The sequence below is a fragment of the Variovorax paradoxus genome, from assembly GCF_902712855.1.
In the GTDB taxonomy this organism is placed as follows: Bacteria; Pseudomonadota; Gammaproteobacteria; order Burkholderiales; family Burkholderiaceae_C; genus Variovorax; species Variovorax paradoxus_Q.
Map to the genome: position 1 here is coordinate 1,498,425 of NZ_LR743507.1, position 21,809 is coordinate 1,520,233.

19 protein-coding genes are annotated in these 21,809 nt (G+C 67.4%); 17 read left to right on the forward strand and 2 right to left on the reverse strand.

Annotated elements, in window-relative coordinates; genetic code table 11:
- Window positions 1–53: 53 nt before the first annotated feature.
- From AACL56_RS06665 to AACL56_RS06720, 12 genes are all read left to right on the forward strand, one after another.
- The gene (locus tag AACL56_RS06665; RefSeq protein WP_339089036.1) at window positions 54–743 is read left to right on the forward strand and encodes a TetR/AcrR family transcriptional regulator; all 690 of its coding nucleotides are present in this window, start codon (window positions 54–56) and stop codon (window positions 741–743) included.
- Window positions 744–818: 75 nt separating this feature from the next.
- Window positions 819–2,630: an acyl-CoA dehydrogenase C-terminal domain-containing protein gene (locus tag AACL56_RS06670; protein WP_339089037.1), complete on the forward strand. Its 1,812-nt coding sequence runs from the start codon at window positions 819–821 to the stop codon at window positions 2,628–2,630.
- A 40-nt stretch (window positions 2,631–2,670) separates the two neighbouring features.
- Window positions 2,671–3,105 carry a DUF2147 domain-containing protein gene (locus AACL56_RS06675; RefSeq protein ID WP_339089038.1) on the forward strand — a complete coding sequence of 145 codons (435 nt, stop codon included), beginning with the start codon at window positions 2,671–2,673 and terminating at the stop codon, window positions 3,103–3,105.
- 48 nt (window positions 3,106–3,153) lie between these two features.
- Window positions 3,154–5,553: a 3-hydroxyacyl-CoA dehydrogenase/enoyl-CoA hydratase family protein gene (locus tag AACL56_RS06680; protein ID WP_339089039.1), complete on the forward strand. Its 2,400-nt coding sequence runs from the start codon at window positions 3,154–3,156 to the stop codon at window positions 5,551–5,553.
- A gap of 63 nt (window positions 5,554–5,616) precedes the next feature.
- Entirely contained in the window at window positions 5,617–6,033 is a 417-nt protein-coding gene (locus AACL56_RS06685; RefSeq protein ID WP_339089040.1) for an endonuclease domain-containing protein, read from the forward strand.
- The gene (locus tag AACL56_RS06690; RefSeq protein WP_339089041.1) at window positions 6,030–7,226 is read left to right on the forward strand and encodes an acetyl-CoA C-acyltransferase; all 1,197 of its coding nucleotides are present in this window, start codon (window positions 6,030–6,032) and stop codon (window positions 7,224–7,226) included. The genes AACL56_RS06685 and AACL56_RS06690 overlap by 4 nt, the downstream gene beginning before the upstream one ends.
- A 144-nt stretch (window positions 7,227–7,370) precedes the next feature.
- Window positions 7,371–8,294 carry an alpha/beta hydrolase family protein gene (locus tag AACL56_RS06695; protein WP_339089042.1) on the forward strand — a complete coding sequence of 308 codons (924 nt, stop codon included), beginning with the start codon at window positions 7,371–7,373 and terminating at the stop codon, window positions 8,292–8,294.
- Window positions 8,295–8,323: 29 nt separating this feature from the next.
- Window positions 8,324–9,157, forward strand: coding sequence for an acyl-CoA thioesterase (locus tag AACL56_RS06700; RefSeq protein ID WP_339089043.1), 834 nt, complete (start codon window positions 8,324–8,326; stop codon window positions 9,155–9,157).
- Between the two features lie 62 nt (window positions 9,158–9,219).
- On the forward strand, window positions 9,220–9,948 hold the full coding sequence (locus AACL56_RS06705) for an SDR family oxidoreductase (RefSeq protein WP_339092812.1): 729 nt from the start codon (window positions 9,220–9,222) through the stop codon (window positions 9,946–9,948).
- Between the two features lie 34 nt (window positions 9,949–9,982).
- Window positions 9,983–10,573: a 2-hydroxychromene-2-carboxylate isomerase gene (locus tag AACL56_RS06710; RefSeq protein WP_339089044.1), complete on the forward strand. Its 591-nt coding sequence runs from the start codon at window positions 9,983–9,985 to the stop codon at window positions 10,571–10,573.
- Between the two features lie 151 nt (window positions 10,574–10,724).
- Window positions 10,725–11,489: an enoyl-CoA hydratase gene (locus AACL56_RS06715; protein ID WP_339089045.1), complete on the forward strand. Its 765-nt coding sequence runs from the start codon at window positions 10,725–10,727 to the stop codon at window positions 11,487–11,489.
- Between the two features lie 198 nt (window positions 11,490–11,687).
- The gene (locus AACL56_RS06720) at window positions 11,688–12,818 is read left to right on the forward strand and encodes an ABC transporter substrate-binding protein (protein ID WP_339092813.1); all 1,131 of its coding nucleotides are present in this window, start codon (window positions 11,688–11,690) and stop codon (window positions 12,816–12,818) included.
- A 12-nt stretch (window positions 12,819–12,830) separates the two neighbouring features.
- Here the strand turns inward: AACL56_RS06720 and AACL56_RS06725 are convergent, their stop codons facing one another.
- Window positions 12,831–13,259 carry an acyl-CoA thioesterase gene (locus AACL56_RS06725; protein WP_339089046.1) on the reverse strand — a complete coding sequence of 143 codons (429 nt, stop codon included), beginning with the start codon at window positions 13,257–13,259 and terminating at the stop codon, window positions 12,831–12,833.
- A gap of 41 nt (window positions 13,260–13,300) precedes the next feature.
- Here AACL56_RS06725 and AACL56_RS06730 point away from each other — a divergent pair, with 41 nt between their 5' ends.
- Window positions 13,301–15,142: an ABCB family ABC transporter ATP-binding protein/permease gene (locus AACL56_RS06730; protein ID WP_339089047.1), complete on the forward strand. Its 1,842-nt coding sequence runs from the start codon at window positions 13,301–13,303 to the stop codon at window positions 15,140–15,142.
- A 146-nt stretch (window positions 15,143–15,288) separates the two neighbouring features.
- Window positions 15,289–16,227 carry a 2-hydroxyacid dehydrogenase gene (locus AACL56_RS06735; protein ID WP_339089048.1) on the forward strand — a complete coding sequence of 313 codons (939 nt, stop codon included), beginning with the start codon at window positions 15,289–15,291 and terminating at the stop codon, window positions 16,225–16,227.
- Window positions 16,228–16,444: 217 nt separating this feature from the next.
- On the opposite strand, the gene AACL56_RS06740 is transcribed toward AACL56_RS06735, so the two are convergent.
- Window positions 16,445–17,890 (reverse strand): amidase, encoded by a 1,446-nt coding sequence (locus tag AACL56_RS06740; RefSeq protein WP_339089049.1) that lies wholly within the window; start codon window positions 17,888–17,890, stop codon window positions 16,445–16,447.
- 155 nt (window positions 17,891–18,045) lie between these two features.
- Here AACL56_RS06740 and AACL56_RS06745 point away from each other — a divergent pair, with 155 nt between their 5' ends.
- From AACL56_RS06745 to AACL56_RS06755, 3 genes are all read left to right on the forward strand, one after another.
- A complete protein-coding gene (locus AACL56_RS06745; RefSeq protein WP_339089050.1) occupies window positions 18,046–19,044 on the forward strand; it encodes a LysR substrate-binding domain-containing protein in 999 nt (332 codons plus the stop codon).
- Window positions 19,045–19,220: 176 nt separating this feature from the next.
- The gene (locus AACL56_RS06750) at window positions 19,221–20,699 is read left to right on the forward strand and encodes an aspartate ammonia-lyase (protein ID WP_339089051.1); all 1,479 of its coding nucleotides are present in this window, start codon (window positions 19,221–19,223) and stop codon (window positions 20,697–20,699) included.
- A 169-nt stretch (window positions 20,700–20,868) separates the two neighbouring features.
- Entirely contained in the window at window positions 20,869–21,768 is a 900-nt protein-coding gene (locus AACL56_RS06755) for an amino acid ABC transporter substrate-binding protein (RefSeq protein WP_339089052.1), read from the forward strand.
- Window positions 21,769–21,809 lie beyond the last annotated feature (41 nt).

The window sequence follows — 21,809 nt, forward strand, 5'->3', positions numbered from 1 at the left end:
CGCGAAGCTTCTGCAAAAATAGAACGACCGTTCGTTTTATTCGGAGCTCCACGATGGCTGTCAATGCCGTTTCCGCCAAGCCGGCCCGCGCTGCCCAGAAGGGCCAGCAGACCAAGGCCGTGATTGTCGATGCCGCACTGGCATTGGCTGCGCAGATCGGGCTCGAGGGCCTGTCCATCGGCGCCGTGGCCGAGATCACCAAGATGAGCAAGTCGGGCGTGTTCGCCCACTTCGGCTCGCGCGAGGAACTGCAGATCTCGGTGGTGCGCGAATACCACGCACGGTTCGAGCAGGAAGTCTTCTTTCCCGCCCTCAAGGCGCCGCGCGGCCTCCCGCGCCTTCGCGCCATGTTCGCCAACTGGATGAAGCGCACGTCGACCGAGATCGACTCGGGCTGCATCTACATCAGCGGCGCTTCCGAATTCGACGACCGTCCCGGCCCGGTGCGCGATGCGCTGGTCGAGTCGGTCAGCATCTGGCAGGCCGCCGTGCTGCGCGCCATCGTGCAGTCGCAAAGCGAAGGCCATCTGCGCGCCGACGCCGACGAGCGCCAGGTGGCGTTCGAGATCCACGGCCTGATCCTCGCGCTGCACTACGAGGCGCGCTTCCTGCAGGTGCCCGGTTCCATCGGCCGCGCCAACGTCGGCTTCGACAACATCCTCGCGCGCAGCGCCACGCCCGATGCGCCCAGGGCCGACGACGCCGCGCCGCCCCCCGGCCGCCGCCTCAAGCCCGTGCGCTGAGCCAGGCGCGCCGCCGTTTTCGTTTCGTTCTTGCCCTTTTCTTTTTCTATCTAGCTTCGACCAGGAGAGTTCCGGATGCCTACCTACAACCCACCCGTGCGCGACATGCAATTCGTGCTGCACGAAGTGCTCAACGTCGCCGAGGAACTCAAGGCGCTGCCGGCTCATGCCGAGACCGATGCCGACACCATCAACGCGGTGATCGAAGAGGCCGGCAAGTTCGCCGCCGAGGTCACGTTCCCGCTCAACATCAGCGGCGACGAAGAAGGCTGCACGCTCGACAAGACCACCCACGAAGTGAAGACGCCCAAGGGCTTCAAGGAAGCCTATGGCAAGTACGTCGAAGGCGGCTGGCCCGCGCTGTCGTGCGACCCCGCCTTCGGCGGCCAGGGCCTGCCGTTCGTGGTGAACCAGTGCCTGTTCGAGATGCTCAACAGCGCCAACCAGGCCTGGACCATGTATCCCGGCCTCTCGCACGGCGCCTACGAGGCGCTGGTGGCCCACGGCACCGACGAGCAGAAGAAGACCTACCTGCCCAAGCTCACGAGCGGTGAATGGACCGGCACCATGTGCCTGACCGAACCCCATTGCGGCACCGACCTCGGCCTGCTGCGCACCAAGGCCGAGCCGCAGCCCGACGGCACCTACCGCATCACCGGCAGCAAGATCTTCATCTCGGCCGGCGAGCACGACATGACGAGCAACATCATCCACCTGGTGCTGGCCCGCCTGCCGGACGCGCCAAAGGGCAGCAAGGGCATCAGCCTGTTCGTGGTGCCCAAGTACAAGGTGAAGGCCGACGGCTCGCTCGGCGATCGCAACCCGATCTTCTGCGCGGGCCTCGAGCACAAGATGGGCATCCACGGCAACGCCACCGCGCAGATCGTGATCGAAGGCGCCACCGGCACGCTGGTGGGCGAGCCCAACAAGGGCCTGGCCGCGATGTTCGTGATGATGAACGCCGCCCGCCTGGGCGTGGGCAACCAGTCGCTGGGCCTCACCGAAGTGGCCTACCAGAACGCCCTGGCCTACGCGAAGGACCGCCTGCAGATGCGCTCGCTGTCGGGTGTGAAGGCCAAGGACAAGGAAGCCGACCCGATCATCGTGCACCCCGATGTGCGCAAGATGCTGCTGACCGCCAAGGCCTATGCCGAGGGCGGCCGCGCATTGCAGATCTTCTGCACGCTGCTGCTCGACAAGGAGCACAACCACCCCGACGAGAAGGTGCGCAAGGACTCGGGCGAACTGGTGGCGCTGCTCACGCCCATCGTCAAGGCCTTCATCACCGACAACGGCCACATCTCGACCAACGCCTGCATGCAGGTGTTCGGCGGCCACGGCTTCATCAAGGAATGGGGCATGGAGCAGTTCGTGCGGGACAACCGCATCAACATGATCTATGAAGGCACCAACACCATCCAGTCGCTGGACCTGCTGGGCCGCAAGGTGCTGGGCAACAACGGCGCGTCGCTGAAGAAGTTCGGCAAGCTCGTCGCGAAGCTGGTGGAAGAAGAGGGCGTGAACGAGAAGATGGCCGAGTTCATCAACCCGATCGCGATGCTCGGCGACCAGCTCACCAAGTTCACCACCGAGATCGGCTTCAAGGGCTTCCAGAACCCCGATGAAGTCGGCGCCGCCGCGGTCGACTACCTGCGCGTGGCCGGCCACTTCGTGTTCGGCTACCTGTTCGCCCGCATGGCGCAGGTGGCGCTGCGCCAGATCGCCGCCGCTGAATCTGAAGGCAAGCCGACCGACCCGTTCTACGTGGCCAAGCTGCAGACCGCGCGCTTCTATTTCGCCAAGCTGTTCCCCGAGACCGCGACGCTGATGCGCACCGCGCGCGCCGGCAGCAAGGTGCTGATGGACACCGACGCAGCGCTGGCCTAAGGTCTTCGTCTTCCTTCAACGTTCACTCCGGGAGCCGCCCATGAAATCGACGCTTGCAGCCTTCGTCTTCCTCGCCACGTCCGCCACGGCCATGGCGCAGAGCACCCCCGTGGGGATGTGGCGCAATGCCGACGACAAGACCGGCGAGGTCAAGGCCGAGATCCGCATCGCCGAGAACAACGGCGCGCTCAGCGGCCGCATCGAGAAGTCGCTCAAAAAGGACGCCAAGCCCGACGCGACCTGCGACGAATGCAGCGACGACCGCAAGGGCAAGCCCATCACCGGCCTGGAGATCATCCGCGGCGGCAAGAAGGCCGAAGGCAAGGACGTCTGGGAAGGCGGCAAGATCCTCGACCCCGAGAACGGCAAGGAATACCGCGCCAGCTTCACGCCCATCGACGGCGGCAAGAAGCTCGAGGTGCGTGGTTACCTCGGGCCGTTCTGGCGCACGCAGACCTGGACGCGGGCGCAGTAACCGACACCGCAAGCCTGCGCGCAATCAATCCAAGAAACACCAACCAACATGTCCCGATTTCAAGTGAAGAAGGTCGCCGTGCTCGGCGCCGGCGTGATGGGCGCGCAGATCGCGGCCCACCTCGTCAACGTGCGCGTGCCTGTCGTGCTGTTCGACCTGGCCGCCAAGGAAGGCCCGAAGAACGGCATCGTCACGCGCGCCATCGACAATCTCAAGAAGCTCAAGCCCGCGCCGCTGGGCGACGTGGCCGACGCGGGCCTGATCGAGCAAGCCAACTACGACGACGATCTGGCCAAGCTCGGCGAATGCGACCTCGTCATCGAGGCGATCGCCGAACGCATGGACTGGAAGCTCGATCTCTACAAGAAGATCGCGCCCCACGTCGCCAAGCATTCGATCCTGGCCTCGAACACCTCGGGCCTGTCGATCACCAAGCTGAGCGAGGCGCTGCCCGAAGCATTGAAGCCGCGCTTCTGCGGCATCCACTTCTTCAATCCGCCGCGCTACATGTTCCTGGTGGAGCTGATCAACACGCCCACCACGCAGCCGCAGGTGCTCGACGACCTCGAGGCCTTCGTCACCAGCACGCTGGGCAAGGGCGTGGTGCGCGCGCACGACACGCCCAACTTCATCGCCAACCGCGTCGGCATCGCCGGCATGCTGGCCACGCTGAAGGAAGTCGAGAAGTTCGGCCTCACGCCCGACGTGGTGGACGACCTCACCGGCAAGAAGCTGGGCCGCGCGAGCTCGGGCACCTTCCGCACCGCCGACGTGGTGGGCCTCGACACCATGGCCCACGTCGTGAAGACACTGCAGGACAACCTCAACGCCGAGACCGATCCCTTCTACGCCAACTTCGCGACGCCGCCGGTGCTCGCCAAGCTGCTGGAACTGAAGAACCTGGGCCAGAAGACCAAGGCCGGCTTCTTCAAGAAGGTCGGCCGCGACATCCTGCGCTTCGACCTGAAGAGCGGCGAGTACGTGCCCGCCGGCGCCAAGGCCGACGAGGTCTACGGCCGCATGCTCAAGAAGCCTGCGGGCGAACGCCTGAAGCTGCTGCGCGAGAGCGAAGGACCGCAGGGCCAGTTCCTGTGGGCGATCCTGCGCGACGGCTTTCACTACGCGGCCGTGCACCTGGGCGACATCGCCGAGAGCGCGCGCGACATCGACTTCGCCATGCGCTGGGGCTTCGGCATGAAGCAGGGCCCGTTCGAGCTCTGGCAGGAAGCCGGCTGGGCGCAGGTCGCCAAGTGGGTGCAGGAAGACATCGATGCCGGCAAGGCGCTGAGCAGCGCGCCGCTGCCCAATTGGGTGTTCGAAGGCCCGGTGGCCGAGGCCGGCGGCGTGCACACGCCCGAAGGCTCGTGGAGCGCATCGCAGAACAGGTTCGTGCCGCAGCGCCGCCTGCCGGTGCATGACCGCCAGCTCTTCCCCGAGAGCGTGCTCGGCGCGAACGCGGCCGATGCCAACACGGCCGGCACCACCATCAGCGACGAAGGCGACGTGCGTGTGTGGACGCTGGACGGCGAAGTGCTCATCGCGAGCATCCATTCGAAGATGCACGCCATCAGCCCCGACGTGGCCGAGGCGCTCGGCGCCGCGGTCGACCTGGCTGAAGCCGAGTACAAGGGCCTGGTGATCTGGTCGCCCGACGAGGTGTTCTCGGTCGGCGCCGACCTGCAGGCGATGCTGCCGGCCTTCGTGGTCGCGGGCATCGGCGCGGTCGAAGGCGCGGAAGAAGAGCTGCAGAACGTGATGCTCAAGATCCGCTATGCCAACGTGCCGGTGATCTCCGCGGTGCGCGGCATGGCGCTGGGCGGTGGCTGCGAACTGGCTGTCCATTCGGCCAAGCGCGTGGCCGCGATGGAAAGCTACATCGGCCTGGTCGAAGTGGGCGTGGGCCTGATCCCCGGCGCGGGCGGCCTGACCTACATCGCACGCCGTGCGGCGGAGAACGCATCGGCCTCGACCGGCACCGACCTGCTGCCGTTCCTCACCGAAGGCTTCACTGCTGCGGCGATGGCGAAGGTGGGCACGGGCGCGCTCGACTCGAAGAAGCTGGGCTACCTGCTCGACAGCGACGTGATCGTGCCGAACAAGGACGAGTTGCTGTACGTGGCGCTGCAGCAAGCGAAGGCCATGGCCGACGCCGGCTACCGCCCGCCGCTGCGCCGCACCTTCCGCGTGGCGGGCCGCAGCGGCGCCGCCACCATCAAGGGCCAGCTCGTGAACATGCGCGACGGCGGCTTCATCAGCGCGCACGACTTCCACATCGCCAGCCTGATCGCGAATGTGGTCACCGGCGGCGATGTGGACGCCGGGTCGCTCGTGACCGAGGAGTACCTGATGACGCTGGAACGGAAGGCGTTCTGCTCGCTGATCGTGCATCCGAAGACGCAGGAGCGGATCATGGGGATGCTGAGTACGGGGAAGCCGGTGCGGAACTGAACGATGGCTTCCGTCTTGCTCCTTCCCCCTCTGGGGGAAGGTGGGGATGGGGGCAAGCAGCCTATGCAGAACCAATCCTCTCCCGATGCGCAGCAGAACGCCCGCGCCCTGCGGCGCGAGATGACCGACTCCGAACGCAAGCTCTGGAGCGGCCTGCGCGGCGAGCAATTGGGAGTGAAGTTCCGCAGGCAACATCCGATCGGAAAATACATCGCCGATTTCGCATGTCTCGGACCGAGGCTCATCGTCGAGCTCGATGGCTCTCAGCATCAGTTGCAAGAAGACTACGACGCTCGGCGTGACAGCTTTTTTCGCGTTCAAGGCTTCGATGTCTTGCGCTTCGGTTCGAACGATCCGTTTATCAATCTGGATGGCGTACTTCAGGCAATCATCAATCGACGCGATGACTTGAGCGCCGCGTGCCCCCATCCCAGCCTTCCCCCAGAGGGGGAAGGAGCCAAATCCAGGAGCCTTCCATGAAACAAGTCCAAGACGCCTACATCGTCTCCGCCACCCGCACCCCCATCGGCAAGTCGCACCGCGGCTACTTCCGCAACTACCGCCCCGACGACCTGCTGGCCACCACGCTACGCGCCGCGCTGGCGGCGGTGCCGAGCCTCGATCCGAAGGCCATCGAAGACATCATCTGCGGCTGCGCCATTCCCGAGTCGCAACAAGGCCTGAACGTCGCGCGCATCGGCGCCGTGCTCGCCGGCCTGCCGACCAGCGTGGGCGGCATCACCGTCAACCGCTTCTGCGCATCGGGCCTGTCGGCCGTGCAGATGGCCGCCGACCGCATCCGCGTCGGCGAGGCCGACGTGATGATCGCAGCCGGTGTCGAAAGCATGAGCATGGTGCCGATGATGGGCAACTCGCCTTCGCTCTCGCCCTCCATCTTCGAACGCGAAGGCGATGTCGGCATCGCCTACGGCATGGGCCTCACGGCCGAGAAGGTCGCGCAGCAGTGGAAGGTCAGCCGCGAGGCGCAGGACGAGTTCGCGCTGGCCTCGCACCAGAAGGCGCTGGCCGCGCAGAAGGCCGGCAAGTTCGCCGACGAGATCACGCCCATCGAGGTGACCGACCGCACGCCGAACCTGGAGACCGGCGAGTCGATCGCGAAGACCCGCACCGTGAACCTCGACGAGGGCGCGCGCCCAGACACCAGCATCGAAGGCCTGGCCAAGCTGCGCACGGTGTTCGCGGCACGCGGCACGGTGACGGCCGGCAACAGCTCGCAGACCTCGGACGGCGCGGGTGCGCTCATCCTGGCGAGCGAGAAGGCCGTGAAGCAGTACGGCCTCACGCCGCTCGCGCGCTTCGTGAGCTTCGCCAGCAAGGGCGTGCCGCCGCACATCATGGGCATCGGCCCCATCGAGGCCATTCCGGCAGCGCTGCGCTACGCCGGTTTGAAGCACGAGGACATCGACTGGTTCGAGCTGAACGAGGCCTTCGCCGCGCAGTCGCTCGCGGTCATCAACACGCTGGGCCTCGATCCGTCGAAGGTCAACCCGATGGGCGGCGCCATCGCGCTGGGCCACCCGCTGGGCGCGACCGGTGCCATCCGCTCCGCCACCGTGGTGCATGCGCTGCGCCGCGAGAACCTCAAGTACGGCATGGTCACGATGTGCGTGGGCATGGGGCAGGGCGCGGCGGGCATCTTCGAAAGGGTCTGAGCAACCCCCAGGCTGCACGCACTTCGTGTCGCTTCGCCAACCCCTTGCAGTGGGCGGCACCAACAGGGGGCGACACCAACGGCCCGGCAGAGCCGGTTCCGCGGTGTCTCGCGAAGGGACTGTCACTGGATCGAGGAGACGGGCATGCAACAGGAAGTTCTGCGAGTCGACGGCGGCATGCCACTGGCAGTGCGCCGCTACGAGCCCGCCGGCGCGCCGCGCGCCAGCATCGTGATCGGGGGCGCGATGGGCGTGCGCCAGTCGTTCTACGAGCCCTTCGCGCGATGGCTCTCGCAGCAGGGCCTGCGCGTCTGGACCTTCGACTACCGGGGCTCGGGCGATTCGCGCGGCGACGTGCCGCTTCGCGATGTCGATGCCGATCTCTTCGACTGGGCTCGCGATTACGAGGCGGTCATCGACATCGCCAGGGCCGCGCTGCCCGGCCAACCGCTCTACCTTCTGGGCCACAGCCTCGGTGCGCAGCTGCCGGGTTTCCTGCAGCGGCCCGAGCAGGTCGACGGGCTCGTCAGCATCGCGGCGGGCAGCGGCTACTGGCGCGAGAACGCACCCAGGCTGAAGCGCAGCATCCTCTACTTCTGGTTCGTGCTGGTGCCGCTGGTCACCCGGCTGTGCGGCTACTTTCCGGGCCGCAGGCTCCGCAAGGTGGGCGACCTGCCGCGCGGCGTGATCCTGCAATGGCGGCGCTGGTGCCTCGACCCGCGCTACAGCGTGGGCGCCGAGGGCGATGCCGCGCGGCAGAGCTACGCGCGCGTGCGGTTCCCGGTGCTCGCGCTGTCGATGACCGACGACGAACTCATGACGCTGGCCGGCACGCAGAGCCTGCTGGGCTTCTATGCCGGTGCGCCCAGCGCGCTCGAGCGCATCGCGCCGGCCGATGTGCACGCGCAGCGCATCGGACACTTCGGCTTCTTTCGCGATCAGTTCAGCCGGAGCCTGTGGCCGAGCACGCTCGACAAACTGCATCGGCTCGGCGCATTGACGACGCTGGCCGCGCAGCCGGGCCATACTGCAGTGCAGCACGCCGGCGTCCCGCACACGACTGCCTGAGCGCGCACGGCGCGTGCACACTGCCGACCATGACCACGCAGCACCCCTTCGACAAGGCCCTGGAGATCCACCACAGCGACATCCGCGTGGGGCATTTCACGGGCATGACCAGCCCCGACTACTGGAACATGGTCGGGCCCTTCGGCGGCACCACGGCGGCGCTCGCGCTGCAGGCGGTGCTGAAGCATCCCGACCTGCTGGGCGCTCCGATCGCGCTCACGGTCAACTACGCCGCGGCGCTCGAAGCCGGCGCGTTCGACATCCAGGCCACCGCGGTGCGTACCAACCGCTCGACGCAGCACTGGACAGTGCAGATCACGCAGGCCGGCGCGAGCGGTGCGCCGAACATGACCACCACCGCCACCGTGGTGACGGCGGTGCGCCGCGAGACCTGGGGCGAGAACGACCTGCCGATGCCCGAAGTGCCGAAGCCCGGGGCGGTCGATCGCATCACCATCGGCCCGTCCGGCGTGGCATGGGTGCGCCAGTACGAGATGCGGCCCATCAGCGGCGGGATTCCCGCGCAGTGGGACGGCAGCGGCCACCACAGCGAGAGCCGGCTCTGGCTGCGCGACGCGCAGCCCCGGGCGCTCGACTTTCCCTCGCTCGCGGCCATGAGCGACCTGTTCTATCCGCGCGTGTGGCTGCGCCGTGCCAAGCCGGTGCCGGCGGGCACGGTGTCGATCACCACCTACTTCCATGCCAACGCGGCGCAGCTGGCCGAGGTCGGCACCGGCTACCTGCTGGGCAGTGCGACGGGGCAGCAGTTCAGCAACGGCTTCTTCGACCAGGCGGCGCAGTTGTGGAGCGAGAGCGGCGTGCTGCTGGCCACGTCGAACCAGATCGTCTATTACAAGGAATGAACATGGCCCCCCACGTTCGGCACTTCGCGTCCTCTCTTCCCCCAAAGGTGGCGCTCGTGACCATGCCATCGGCCAAGGCCGCACTCATCGTCGGCGCGGGCGATGCCACCGGCGGCGCGATCGCCCGCCGCTTCGCGCGCGAAGGCTTCGCTGCCTGCGTCACGCGGCGCAGCCTCGACAAGCTGCAGCCGCTGGTGGCGCAGATCGAAGCCGACGGCGGCACCGCGCATGCCTTTGCCTGCGATGCGCGCAAGGAAGAAGAGGTGGTGGCGCTGGTCGAGCAGATCGAGTCGACCATCGGGCCCATCGAGGTGCTGGTGTTCAACATCGGCGCCAACGTGCCCGAGAGCATCCTCGACGAGACCGCGCGCAAGTACTTCAAGGTGTGGGAGATGGCCTGCTTCTCGGGCTTTCTCAACGGGCGCGAGGTGGCCAGGCGGATGGTGGCGCGCGGGCGCGGCACCATCGTCTTCACCGGCGCCACCGCCTCGCTGCGCGGCGCGGCGAACTTCGGCGCGTTCTCGGGCGCGAAGATGGCGCTGCGCGCGCTGGCCCAGTCGATGGCGCGGGAGCTCGGTCCGCGCGGCGTGCACGTGGCGCACGTGGTGGTCGACGGCGCCATCGACACCGAATTCATCCGCAGCAACTTTCCCGAGCGCTATGCGCTGAAGGACAGCGACGGCATCCTGAACCCCGACCACATCGCCGACACCTACTGGATGCTGCACGCGCAGCCGCGCGACGCCTGGACGCACGAGATCGACCTGCGCCCGTGGTCCGAGAAATTCTGAAGAAGAAACACGCAGCGAACAGGAGACAACGCCCATGACCAAATCCGTCGACTTCTATTTCGACTTCGGCAGCCCCGCCGCCTACCTGGCCGCGACGCAACTGCCGCACGTGTGTGCCGACACCGGCGCCGAGCTGGTCTGGAAGCCCATGCTGCTGGGCGGCGTGTTCCAGGCCACGGGCAATCATTCGCCCGCAGAGATCAAGCCCAAGGGCCCGTACATGACGGCCGACCTGCAGCGCTTCGCGAAGCGCTACGGGGTGCCGTACGAGCACAACCCGTTCTTCCCGATCAACACGCTGCTGCTGATGCGCGGCGCCACCGGCGTGCAGATGCACGAGCCGGCGCGCTTCGGTGCGTACGTCGATGCGGTGTTCCACGCGATGTGGGTGACGCCGGAGAACCTCAACGACCCGGCCACCGTCGGCGCGGTCTTGCAGAATGCGGGCTTCGATGCTGCCGGCCTGCTCGCGCTGGCCGGGGCGCAGGAAACCAAGGACCGCCTGAAGGCCGTCACCCAGGAAGCCGTGGAGCGCGGCGTGTTCGGCGCGCCCACCATGTTCGTCGGCGACCAGATGTTCTGGGGCCAGGACCGCCTCGATTTCGTGCGCGAAGCACTGGGTTGACGTACACCCCCAGGCTTGCCCACTTCGTGTGGCCGTCCACCCCCTTGCAGGGGGCGACACCGGCGGCCCGGCAAAGCCGGTTCCGCGGTGTCCCCCGAAGGAGCCGCGCTCGGAGAGCGCGGCATTGTGTTTTTTGTTTCAAGGAAATGCCATGAGCGACATCCTCGTCCACACCGAAGCCGGTGTGATGACCATCACCTTCAACCGCGTCGACAAGAAGAACTCGATCACCAGCAGCATGTACGGCGAACTCGCCGACGCGCTGGCCACCGCCGAGGGCGACGCGGCCGTGCGCTGCGTGCTGCTGCAGGGCGACCCGACCATCTTCAGCGCCGGCAACGACATCGGCGACTTCCTCAATGCGCCGCCCGCCACGCAGGACTCGCCGGTGTTCCGCTTCCTGCGCGGCATCGCCACCTTCCCCAAGCCCATCGTGGCGGCCGTGTGCGGCCCCGCCGTGGGCATCGGCACCACGATGCTGTTCCATTGCGACCTTGTCTACGCGGGCGACAACGCGGCGTTCTCGATGCCCTTCGTGAACCTGGGCCTGTGCCCCGAAGCGGCATCGAGCCTGCTCGTGCCGCAGATGCTCGGCTACCACCGTGCGGCCGAGGCGCTCCTGCTGGGCGAGCCCTTCATGGCCGAGGCCGCGCTCGAGGTCGGCCTGGTCAACCGCGTCGTGCCGCCGACCGAGGCGAACGCCATCGCCCAGAGCCAGGCCCGCAAGCTGGCCGCCAAGCCATTGAGCGCGCTGGTCGAGACCAAGCGCCTGCTGAAGAAGACGCAGATGCCCGCCGTGCTCGAACGCATGGGCGAGGAGGGCGCGAGCTTCGGGCGCATGCTGCGCGAACCTGCAGCACGCGAAGCCTTCGGCGCGTTCATGGAGAAACGCAAGCCGGATTTCAGCAAGGTCTGAGCGTTCCACTCTGGGAAGCGAGTGCAAGCTCGCGCGCTTACACTGGCCGGCGTGCCAGTTTCAGAGATCAAGACGCCTGCAACGCCCATCGAACGGGCGAGCGATGCTACTGAAAAGGTAGCGAGCGGCCTCACGCGCCGGCGTGCCCTGGGTTTTCTTGCGGGCGCCGCTTCGGTGCCGGCGCTGTCGCTGGCACGTGTGCGCCCGTTGCGCATCGGCGTCATCGGCTCCTGGTCGGGGCCTTATGCAGGCGGAGGGCGGCAGTTCGATGCCGGCATGGCCGTTTGGCTGGCGGCGCACAACCAGCATGTGGCAGGACGCCCCGTCGAGCTGCTGCGGCGCGACGTTCCCGGCAGCGCGCCCGAACTGGCGCGCCGCCATGCGCAGGAGCTTGTCGAAGGCGAGCGCGTCGACCTGCTCGCCGGTCTCGACTTCAGTTCCAACGCCTACGCCGTCGGCACCGTCGCCACGCAGGCCAGGCTACCGCTGGTGGTGATGAACGCGGCCTCCTCGGGCATCACGGCGCGCTGCCCGTTCGCGGTGCGGGTGTCTTTCACCATCGGCCAGGTCACCTTGCCGCTGGCGCGCTGGGCGCTGCAGCAGGGCCTGCGCGACGTCTGCACCGTGGTGGCCGACTACGCCTCGGGCGTCGATGCCGAAAGCGCTTTCGTCTCGGGCATCACCGCGGGCGGCGGCCGGGTCGGCGCGATGCTGCGGGTGCCGCTGGCCACGCTCGACTACTCCGCCTACATGCTGCGGCTGCGCGAGCTCAGGCCGCAGGCGGTCTTCTTCTTCCTGCCCTCGGGGCAGATGCCGGCCGGCTTCCTGAAGTTCTGGCGCGACCGCGGCATGGCCGAGACCGGCATCCGCCTGCTGGCGACGGGCGATGCCACCGACGACAACTACCTCGAAGGCATCGGCGAACTGGCCGACGGGCTCGTCACCAGCCACCACTATTCGTTCGCGCACGACACGCCCGCCAACCGGCGCTTCACCGCCGCCTTTCAGACCGAATACGGAGATCACCTGCGCCCGGGCTATTTCGCGGTGGCGGCGCACGATGCGCTCGCGGCCATCGACGCGGCGATGAGTTCGCCGGCGGCGCGCAGCGGCCCGAATGCAGGAGCGGGCAGCGCGCCCGCCGGGGAGCGGCTGGTGGATGCGTTTCGCGGCGTTCGGCTCGACAGCCCGCGCGGTCCGATCGAGATCGACGCGCACACGCGCGACATCGTGCAGACGGTATACATCCGCCGCGTCGAACGCCGCGAGGGGCGCTGGATCAATCGGGAGTTCGAGCGCTTCGATCGGGTGCGCGATCCGGGCGTGTGAGCCTTTGCCCTGTTACGCGGCCGGCTGCTCGATCGGCCGCGGGCGGCCGTTGTCGTCGATGGCCACGTAGGTGAAGGTGGCCTGCGTCACCTTGATGTACTCGCCCTGCGCGCGGAAGCGTTCCGCGAAGACCTCGACCATGACGGTGACCGAGGTGCGCCCCACGCGCACCAGCTTCGAATAGAAGGACAGGATGTCGCCCAGCCGAACCGGCTGCTTGAAGATGAACTCGTTGACCGCCACCGTGGCCTGGCGGCCCTTGGCGTAGCGCGCGGGGATCACCGAGCCGGCCAGGTCGCACTGCGCCATGACCCATCCGCCGAAGATGTCGCCGTTGACGTTGCAGTCCGCGGGCATCGGGATGACCTTGAGCACCAGCTCCATGTCGGTGGGCAGGCTCTTGAGGGTGGCAGCGGCGGCGGCACTGGAAGTATCTGACATGGGCACAATCTGGAACAAACAAGCAACCACGATTGTCCTCCATGCGCCGCAGCGGCGAAGCCCTTTCCCCATCTCCCACCGTGCCGGGCCATCCGCCCGACCGCACCGACCGCTCCGACTGGGCGACGCTGCGGCGCCTGTTTCCTTACCTCTGGCAATACAAGTGGCGCGTGGCCGCCGCGCTGGCCTTCATGGTGGGCGCCAAGGTGGCCAACGTGGGCGTGCCGGTGCTGCTGAAGAACCTGGTGGACGCCATGACGCCCAAGGCCGGTGGCCCGGACCTGGCCCAGGCCCTGCTCATCGTGCCCATCGGCCTGCTGCTGGCCTACGGGCTGCTGCGCTTCTCCACATCGCTGTTCGGCGAACTGCGCGAACTGATCTTCGCCAAGGCCACCGAGGGCACGGCGCGCCAGATCGCGCTGGAGGTGTTCCAGCACCTGCACTCGCTGAGCCTGCGCTTCCACCTGGAGCGCCAGACCGGCGGCATGACGCGCGACATCGAGCGCGGCACCCGCGGCGTGCATTCGCTCATCTCGATGTCGCTCTACAGCATCGTGCCCACCATCATCGAGCTGGTGCTGGTGCTCGCCATCCTGGGCGTGAAGTTCGATTCGCTGTTCGTCTGGATCACGGTGGCCGCGCTGGTGCTGTACATCGGCTTCACCGTCACCGTGACCGAGTGGCGCACGCAGTTCCGCAAGACCATGAACGAGCTCGACTCGGTGGCCCAGAGCCGCGCGGTCGATTCGCTCCTGAACTACGAGACCGTCAAGTACTTCAACAACGAGGAGTTCGAGGCGAAGCGCTACGACGCCAGCCTCGACCGCTACCGCAAGGCCGCCATCAAGAGCCAGCGCACGCTGAGCATGCTCAACATCGGCCAGCAGGCGCTGATCGCCACGAGCCTGGTGCTGATGCTGTGGCGCGCCACCTCGGGCGTGGTCGACGGACGCATGACGCTGGGCGATCTGGTGATGGTCAATGCCTTCATGATCCAGCTCTACATCCCGCTCAACTTCCTGGGCGTGATCTATCGCGAGATCAAGCAGAGCCTGACCGATCTCGACAAGATGTTCGTGCTGATGGAGAAGGAACGCGAAGTGCGCGACGCGCCCGGCGCGCAGCCGCTGGCGGGCATCGACGCAACCGTGCGCTTCGAGGATGTCAGCTTCGCCTACGAACCCGCGCGCCCCATCCTCAAGCACGTGAGTTTCGAGATCCCGGCGGGCAAGACGGTGGCCGTGGTCGGCCCCTCGGGCTCGGGCAAGTCGACATTGGCGCGGCTCCTGTACCGCTTCTACGACGTCCAGCAAGGCCGCATCACCATCGGCGGCGAGGACATTCGCGAAGTCCAGCAGTCCAGCGTGCGGCGCGCCATCGGCATCGTTCCGCAGGACACGGTGCTGTTCAACGACACCATCGAATACAACATCGCCTACGGCCGTCCGGGGGCCACGCGCGAAGAGGTGGAAGACGCCGCGCGCGCCGCGCGCATCCACGACTTCATCGCGGCCACGCCCAAGGGCTACGACACCACGGTCGGCGAGCGCGGTCTGAAGCTGTCGGGCGGGGAGAAGCAGCGCGTGGCCATCGCGCGCACGCTGCTGAAGAACCCGCCGATCGTGATCTTCGACGAGGCCACCTCGGCGCTCGACTCGGCCAATGAGCGCGCAATCCAGTCGGAGCTCAGGAGTGCCGCGCAGGACAAGACCACGCTGGTCATCGCGCACCGCCTGTCGACCGTGGTCGATGCGCACGAGATCCTGGTGCTCGAGTCCGGCGTGATCGTCGAGCGCGGCACGCACGCCGAGCTGCTGGCCCGCCAGGGCCGCTACGCGCAGATGTGGGCCTTGCAGAAGAGCGAAGCGGCGCCGCTGCTCTAGGCTCTCATTCAAGCTTCGCGCATTTCGCGTCGCTTCTCCCACCCCCTTCCGGGGGCAACACCTGCGGCCCGGCAAAGCCGGTTCCGCGGTGTTCCACTAAGGGAGATCCACGCGATCATTTTTTGACATCGAATAGGAGTTCAGACGTGTCGACCAAGATTCCCCTGCTGGTGCTCAACGGTCTTTCGAGCGCCCACCAGGCCCAGATTGCCGAGGTCTACGACATGACCTACGCCTTCGGCCCTGCCGAGCGCGCCGCCGCCATCGCCGAGCACGGCAAGAAGTTCCGCGCGGTGCTCACCATCGGCGTGATCGGCATCACGCCCGAGGAAATCGCGGCCATGCCCGCGCTGGAGCTGATCTGCTGCCTGGGCGCCGGCTACGAAGGTGTGCCGCTGGAAGTGACGCGGGCGCGCGGCATCGCCACGGCCAACGGCGCGGGCACCAACGACGATTGCGTGGCCGACCACGCATTCGGCCTGCTGATCGGCATCGTGCGCGACTTCCGCATGCTCGACCGGATCTGCCGCGAAGGCGTGTGGCGCGACGCCATCGAACAGCCGGCGAACGTGTCGGGCAAGAAGCTCGGCATCCTGGGGCTCGGCACCATCGGCCAGAAGATCGCCAAGCGGGCGGCCGCCTTCGACATGGAGATCGGCTATCACAACCGCAAGCCGCGCGAGGGTTCGCCGCACCGCTACTTCGACGACCTGAAGTCGCTCGCGTCCTGGGCCGACTTCCTGGTGCTGGTTGCGCCCGGCGGACCGGCCACCCGGCACATGGTGAACGCCGAGGTGCTCGACGCGCTGGGACCGCGCGGCTACCTGGTGAGCATCGGCCGCGGCAGCGTGGTCGACACCGAGGCGCTGGCAGCGGCGCTGCGCGAGAACCGCATCGCGGGCGCGGGCGTCGACGTGTACGAGAGCGAACCGAAGCGCCCCGAGCCGCTCGTCGGGCTCGAGAACGTGCTGCTGACGCCGCATGTGGCGGGCTGGTCGCCCGAGGCCACGCAGCGCTCGGTCGATCATTTCCTCGCGAATGCCGAAGGGCACTTCGCGGGGCGCGGCGTCGTGACGCCGATCTGAGGATTTGCTCCTTCCCCCTCCGGGGAAGGCTGGGATGGGGCAGGCAGGGCGCTCGATCGGACACGCCGCTTGGCCCCCTACCCTCCCCGGAAGGAGGGAGAAAGACAGCAGAGCCGGCACCCGCATTGCTCCTTCCCCCTCTGGGGAAGGCTGGGATGGGGGCAGGCAGAGCGCCCGATGGACACGCCGCTTGCCTCCACCCTCCCCCGGAAGGGAGTCAAGCCAATGCCGGTGGGCGACGCGCACCCCACCCGCACGCCTGGTCGTACGCATGCCCGAGCCGCAGCACCTCCAGGTCCGCATGGATCGGCCCCGCCAGCTGCAATCCCATCGGCAATCCGCCTTCCCCGAACCCCGCGCGCACATTCAGCGTCGGCAGCCCCGCCAGCGTGAACGGCGTGACGATCTCCATCCAGCGGTGGTAGGTGTCGCTTTTCACGCCCGCGACTTCCGACGGCCAGTGCAGCTCGGCATCGAACGGAAACACCTGCGCGGTCGGCGCCACCACGAAGTCGAACTGCTCGAAGAGCCTCAGGAACGCGCGGTACACCTGAGAGCGGTAGAGCGACGCCTGGTAGAGCGACGCCGCGTCGAGGTGCCGGCTTTGCTCGATCTCCCACTGCGCCTCGGGCTTGAGCTGCGCGAACAGCTTCGGGTCGCTCATGTAGGCGCCCAGCTTGCCGCCCACCAGCAGTTGCCGCAGCCGCAGCCAGGCGCTCCAGTTGTGCTCGCGGGGCACGTCGAGCGTGCAGGGCTCGACCTCGCAGCCGATGGTGCGGAAGGTGTCGAGCGCCTTCTCGCCCAGTTCGCGCACGCCTGGCGCCAGCGGCAGGTCGGGCCAGATGCTGCCGAGCCAGCCGATGCGCACCCCCTTGCCGTCGCCGTCGAGCTGCAGCGCATCGGGGGGGGGCAGGGCTTGCGGCGACGAGAGCGGCACGCGCATGTCGAAGCCCGATTGCACCGCCAGCAGACGCGCCGCGTCTTCCACGGTGCGCGCCATCGGCCCTTCGCTGCCGAGCTGCTGGAAGAACAGTTCCTGCTCCGGATCGCCGGGCACGCGCCCTCGCGACGGCCGCATGCCGATCACGTTGTTGAACGCCGCCGGGTTGCGCAGCGATCCCATCATGTCGCTGCCGTCCGCCACGGGCAGCATGCCCAGGGCCAGCGCCACGGCCGCGCCGCCGCTGCTGCCGCCCGCGCTGCGTTCCGGCGCATAGGCGTTGCGCGTGATGCCGAACACCGTGTTGTACGTGTGCGAGCCGAGCCCGAACTCGGGCGTGTTGGTCTTGCCGACGACCACGGCGCCCGCCGCCCTGGCGCGGGCCACGTGCAGGCTGTCGGTGCGCGCCGCGGAGCGCGGCGAGAGCGGCGAGCCCATCGATGTCGGCAGGCCCGCGGCGTGGCTCAGGTCCTTCACGGCCAGCGGAAAGCCATGCATCCAGCCGCGCCGTTCGCCGCGCGCCAGTTCGGCGTCGCGCTCGTCGGCCTCGGCCAGCGACTGCGCCGGGTCGCGCAGCGAGACGATGGCGTTGAAGCGCGGGTTCAGCGCCTCGATGCGGGCCAGCGAGGCCTGCATGACTTCGCGGCAGGAGACGTCGCGCGACGCGATACGGCGGGAGAGTTCGGTCGCGCTGAGGGCGAGCAGGTCGTCGGCGGAAGGCATGGCGAGTGCGCAATGGAGGGAAGGGACTTCCAGTATGTGCCAGGTGCCGCCGCCGGGCTGTCCCGGGGAGGCGGCCGCGCCTGCCTTCCCGGCCGGGCGGGCTGCGCGAGGGCGGGGCGCAGTGAAATGCCGGGGCGCGCACATAATCGCCGCGTATGGAAACAAAGTGGCTAGAAGACTTCATCAGCCTGGCTGAAACCCGCAGCTTCAGCCGCTCGGCGCAATTGAGGCACGTGACGCAGCCGGCGTTCTCACGACGCATCCAGGCGCTCGAAGGCTGGGCCGGCACCGACCTGGTCGACCGCAGTTCCTACCCGACGCGGCTCACGCCGGCCGGGCAGACGCTCTACAGCCAGGCCATCGAGATGCTGCAGTCGCTGCAAAGCACACGCGCCATGCTGCGCGGCCACTCTGCGGCGGGGCAGGACGTGATCGAGTTCGCCGTGCCGCACACGCTGGCCTTCACCTTCTTTCCGGCCTGGGTCACCACGCTGCGCGAGCATTTCGGGCCGATGAAGAGCCGCCTCATCGCGCTCAACGTGCACGATGCAGTGCTTCGGCTGGTCGAAGGCAGCTGCGACCTGCTCATTGCCTATCACCATCCTTCGCAGCCGCTGCAGCTGGATGCCAACAAGTACGAGATGGTCAGCCTGGGCGAGGAAACCGTGGCGCCCTGGGTCAAGGCCGATGCCGAGGGCGCGCCGCGTTACCGGCTCCCGGGCCGGCCGGGCCAGCCGCTGCCGTACCTGGGCTATGCACCGGGCGCCTACCTGGGCCGCGTGGTCGACCAGCTCCTGAAGGAGTCGGGCACGGCCATCCACCTCGATCGCGTCTACGAGACCGACATGGCCGAAGGCCTCAAGGTGATGGCGCTCGAAGGCCACGGCATCGCCTTCCTTCCGCAGAGTGCGGTACGCAAGGAAATCAAGGCGCGCAAGCTGGTGAGCGCGCTGCCGCCAGAGATCGACAGCCTCGAGGCGACGATGGAAATCCGGGCCTACCGCGAACGTCCCGCCGCGCCGGCGCCTTCGAAGAACGGCACGGGCCGCACCGCCAAGTCGGCTGCAACCGCCGCGGCCGATGGCGGCCTGCAGCCCAAGCGCACGGCCGATGCGCTCTGGTCGTACCTCGTCGGCACCCAGCCCGGCGCCTGACAACTGTAATTTTGTGCATTGCACAATCTATAAATGTCGCGCATGGCCCTCCCCGCATACGGCATTGGCGCCCCGGGCCGGGCGCTACTACAGTCGCGGCTGCTTTTTCGCTGCTGTCACAAGCAACATCTTCGGCACGCGCCAAACGCGTGCTTTTTTTTAGCCGAGGAACCTGTATGAGCGCCAATTTCAGGACCGAACACGACTTCCTCGGCGAGAAGCAGATCCCGGCCATCGCCTATTGGGGCGTGCACACCGCGCGGGCCGTCGAGAACTTCGCCATTTCCGGCACCCGCATCTCGGCCATGCCCGACCTGGTGCGTGCACTGGCTTTCGTCAAGAAGGCCGCCACACGGGCCAATGCCGACCTTGGCGCCATCGACCGCGACCGCGCCGCCGCGATCATCCTGGCCTGCGACGACATCGTCGATGGCAAGCTGCTCGACGAGTTCGTGGTCGACGTCATCCAGGGCGGCGCTGGCACGTCGACCAACATGAACGCCAACGAGGTCATCTGCAACCTCGCGCTGGAAAAGCTGGGCCACGAGAAGGCGCGCTACGACGTGCTGCATCCCAACGACCACGTCAACGCCTCCCAGAGCACCAACGACGTGTACCCCACGGCAGTGCGGCTGGCGCTGTGGTTCGCCATCGGGCGGCTGCTCGAGGCCATGGCCGCGCTGCGCAGGAGCTTCGAGGCCAAGGCCCTGGAGTTCAAGGACATCCTGAAGATCGGCCGCACCCAGCTGCAGGACGCCGTGCCGATGACGCTGGGCCAGGAGTTCCTGACCTACGCCATCATGATCGAGGAGGACGAGGCCCGGCTGCGCGAGGCGCGCGCGCTCATCGAGGAAATCAACCTCGGCGCCACCGCCATCGGCACCGGCATCAACGCGCCGCACGGCTATGCCAACCTCGCCTGCCAGTACCTCGCCGAGCAGACCGGCGTGCCGCTCAAGCAGGCCGCCAACCTCATCGAGGCCACGCAGGACACGGGGGCCTTCGTGCAGCTGTCCGGCGTGCTCAAGCGCGTGGCCACCAAGCTCAGCAAGACCTGCAACGACCTGCGCCTGCTGTCCAGCGGCCCGCAGGCCGGCTTCGGCGAGATCCGGCTGCCGGCGCGGCAGGCGGGCTCGTCGATCATGCCGGGCAAGGTCAACCCGGTGATCCCGGAAGTGATGAACCAGGTGGCCTTCGAGGTGATCGGCAACGACATCACCGTCACGCTGGCCTCCGAGGCCGGCCAGTTGCAGCTCAACGCCTTCGAGCCGATCATGGGCTGGAGCCTGTTCAAGAGCATCCAGCACCTGGGCAAGGCCTGCAACACGCTGCAGAAGAACTGCGTCGAAGGCATCGAGGCCAACCGGGAGTTCCTGGCGAAGCGGGTGCGCGAGTCGGTCACGCTGGTCACCGCGCTCAATCCGCTCATCGGCTACGAGAAGGCCGCGCTCATCGCCAAGACCGCGCTGGCCACCGGCGGCCCGATCGACGTGGTGGCCGAATCGCTGGGCATCATGACGCGCGCCGAGATGGACGCGCTGCTCGTGCCTGAAAACCTCACGCAGCCGGTGCGCCTCACGGCGGCGCCTGTTCCGTCGGCGGCCGAACCCTCGGGAGCGGCGCCGGTTGCGCCGTCGGGCACAAAGGCTGCTTAGTGAAAGTCGGACAATGCCAGGAGGCAGGATCGCACCATGCCGGCGCCAACGTGCGCCGGTGCGGTGCGCAGTGTGCGGGGATGCACCGGGTTGGTCCGGGTATCACGCAAAATGCGAGTGTCTAGAATTTCGTTGTATCTGTTTACGTCACCCTCAGGAGTTTTACCGTATGAAGAAACAAGTATTGGCATTGGCGATCGCGGCACTGGCCGCTGGCGGTGCAATGGCTCAAGCCAGCGACACCCTTGCCAAGATCAAGGCCTCGGGCGTCATCACCGAGGGCGTGCGTGAATCCTCCGGCCTCTCGTACACGCTGGGCAACGGCCAGTACACTGGCTTCCACTACGACGTCTGCGCCAACATCATCAAGGACCTCGAGAAGGCCGCCGGCAAGAAGCTTGAAGTCAAGTACCAGCCCGTGACCTCGCAGAACCGCATTCCCCTGGTGCAGAACGGCACCGTGGACATCGAGTGCGGCTCGACCACCAACAACGCCACCCGCCAGAAGGACGTGGCTTTTGGCGTGACCACCTACGTCGAAGAGACCAAGATCGTCGTCAAGGCCAACTCGGGCATCAACTCGCTGGCCGACCTGAAGGACAAGACCGTCGCCACCACCACCGGCACCACGCCGCTGCAGACCGTGCGCAAGCAGAAGCGTGCCGAGAACCTGACCTTCAAGGAGGTCTACGGCAAGGACCACTCCGACAGCTTCCTGCTGCTGGAAACCGGCCGCGCCGACGCCTTCGTGATGGACGGCTCGATCCTCGCAGCCCTGGCCGCCAAGTCGAAGTCGCCCAAGGACTACAAGATCCTGCCGGACGTGCTGGCCGTCGAGCCCATCGCCATCATGATCCGCAAGGACGACCCCGCCTTCAAGAAGGCCGTGGACGACAGCATCAAGGCACAGGCCAAGTCGGGCGAGCTGAACAAGCTGTACGACAAGTGGTTCCTGAAGCCGATCCCGCCGGCTGGCGTCACCATCAACCTGCCGCTGGGCGAAGCCACCAAGAACGCTTGGGCCAACCCGAACGACAAGCCGGCTGAAGAGTACGTCACCAAGGAATAAGCGGCGCGTCGCTGCGTGAATGACGCCCACCTTTCGCGGTG

What these genes read in the sequence shown, in the direction of transcription:
- AACL56_RS06665 (WP_339089036.1), top strand. Translation starts at nt 54, where the DNA reads ATGGCTGTCAATGCCGTTTCCGCCAAGCCGGCCCGCGCTGCCCAGAAG.
- AACL56_RS06670 (WP_339089037.1), top strand. Translation starts at nt 819, where the DNA reads ATGCCTACCTACAACCCACCCGTGCGCGACATGCAATTCGTGCTGCAC.
- AACL56_RS06675 (WP_339089038.1), top strand. Translation starts at nt 2,671, where the DNA reads ATGAAATCGACGCTTGCAGCCTTCGTCTTCCTCGCCACGTCCGCCACG.
- AACL56_RS06680 (WP_339089039.1), top strand. Translation starts at nt 3,154, where the DNA reads ATGTCCCGATTTCAAGTGAAGAAGGTCGCCGTGCTCGGCGCCGGCGTG.
- AACL56_RS06685 (WP_339089040.1), top strand. Translation starts at nt 5,617, where the DNA reads ATGCAGAACCAATCCTCTCCCGATGCGCAGCAGAACGCCCGCGCCCTG.
- AACL56_RS06690 (WP_339089041.1), top strand. Translation starts at nt 6,030, where the DNA reads ATGAAACAAGTCCAAGACGCCTACATCGTCTCCGCCACCCGCACCCCC.
- AACL56_RS06695 (WP_339089042.1), top strand. Translation starts at nt 7,371, where the DNA reads ATGCAACAGGAAGTTCTGCGAGTCGACGGCGGCATGCCACTGGCAGTG.
- AACL56_RS06700 (WP_339089043.1), top strand. Translation starts at nt 8,324, where the DNA reads ATGACCACGCAGCACCCCTTCGACAAGGCCCTGGAGATCCACCACAGC.
- AACL56_RS06705 (WP_339092812.1), top strand. Translation starts at nt 9,220, where the DNA reads ATGCCATCGGCCAAGGCCGCACTCATCGTCGGCGCGGGCGATGCCACC.
- AACL56_RS06710 (WP_339089044.1), top strand. Translation starts at nt 9,983, where the DNA reads ATGACCAAATCCGTCGACTTCTATTTCGACTTCGGCAGCCCCGCCGCC.
- AACL56_RS06715 (WP_339089045.1), top strand. Translation starts at nt 10,725, where the DNA reads ATGAGCGACATCCTCGTCCACACCGAAGCCGGTGTGATGACCATCACC.
- AACL56_RS06725 (WP_339089046.1), bottom strand. Translation starts at nt 13,259, where the DNA reads ATGTCAGATACTTCCAGTGCCGCCGCCGCTGCCACCCTCAAGAGCCTG.
- AACL56_RS06730 (WP_339089047.1), top strand. Translation starts at nt 13,301, where the DNA reads ATGCGCCGCAGCGGCGAAGCCCTTTCCCCATCTCCCACCGTGCCGGGC.
- AACL56_RS06740 (WP_339089049.1), bottom strand. Translation starts at nt 17,890, where the DNA reads ATGCCTTCCGCCGACGACCTGCTCGCCCTCAGCGCGACCGAACTCTCC.
- AACL56_RS06745 (WP_339089050.1), top strand. Translation starts at nt 18,046, where the DNA reads ATGGAAACAAAGTGGCTAGAAGACTTCATCAGCCTGGCTGAAACCCGC.
- AACL56_RS06750 (WP_339089051.1), top strand. Translation starts at nt 19,221, where the DNA reads ATGAGCGCCAATTTCAGGACCGAACACGACTTCCTCGGCGAGAAGCAG.
- AACL56_RS06755 (WP_339089052.1), top strand. Translation starts at nt 20,869, where the DNA reads ATGAAGAAACAAGTATTGGCATTGGCGATCGCGGCACTGGCCGCTGGC.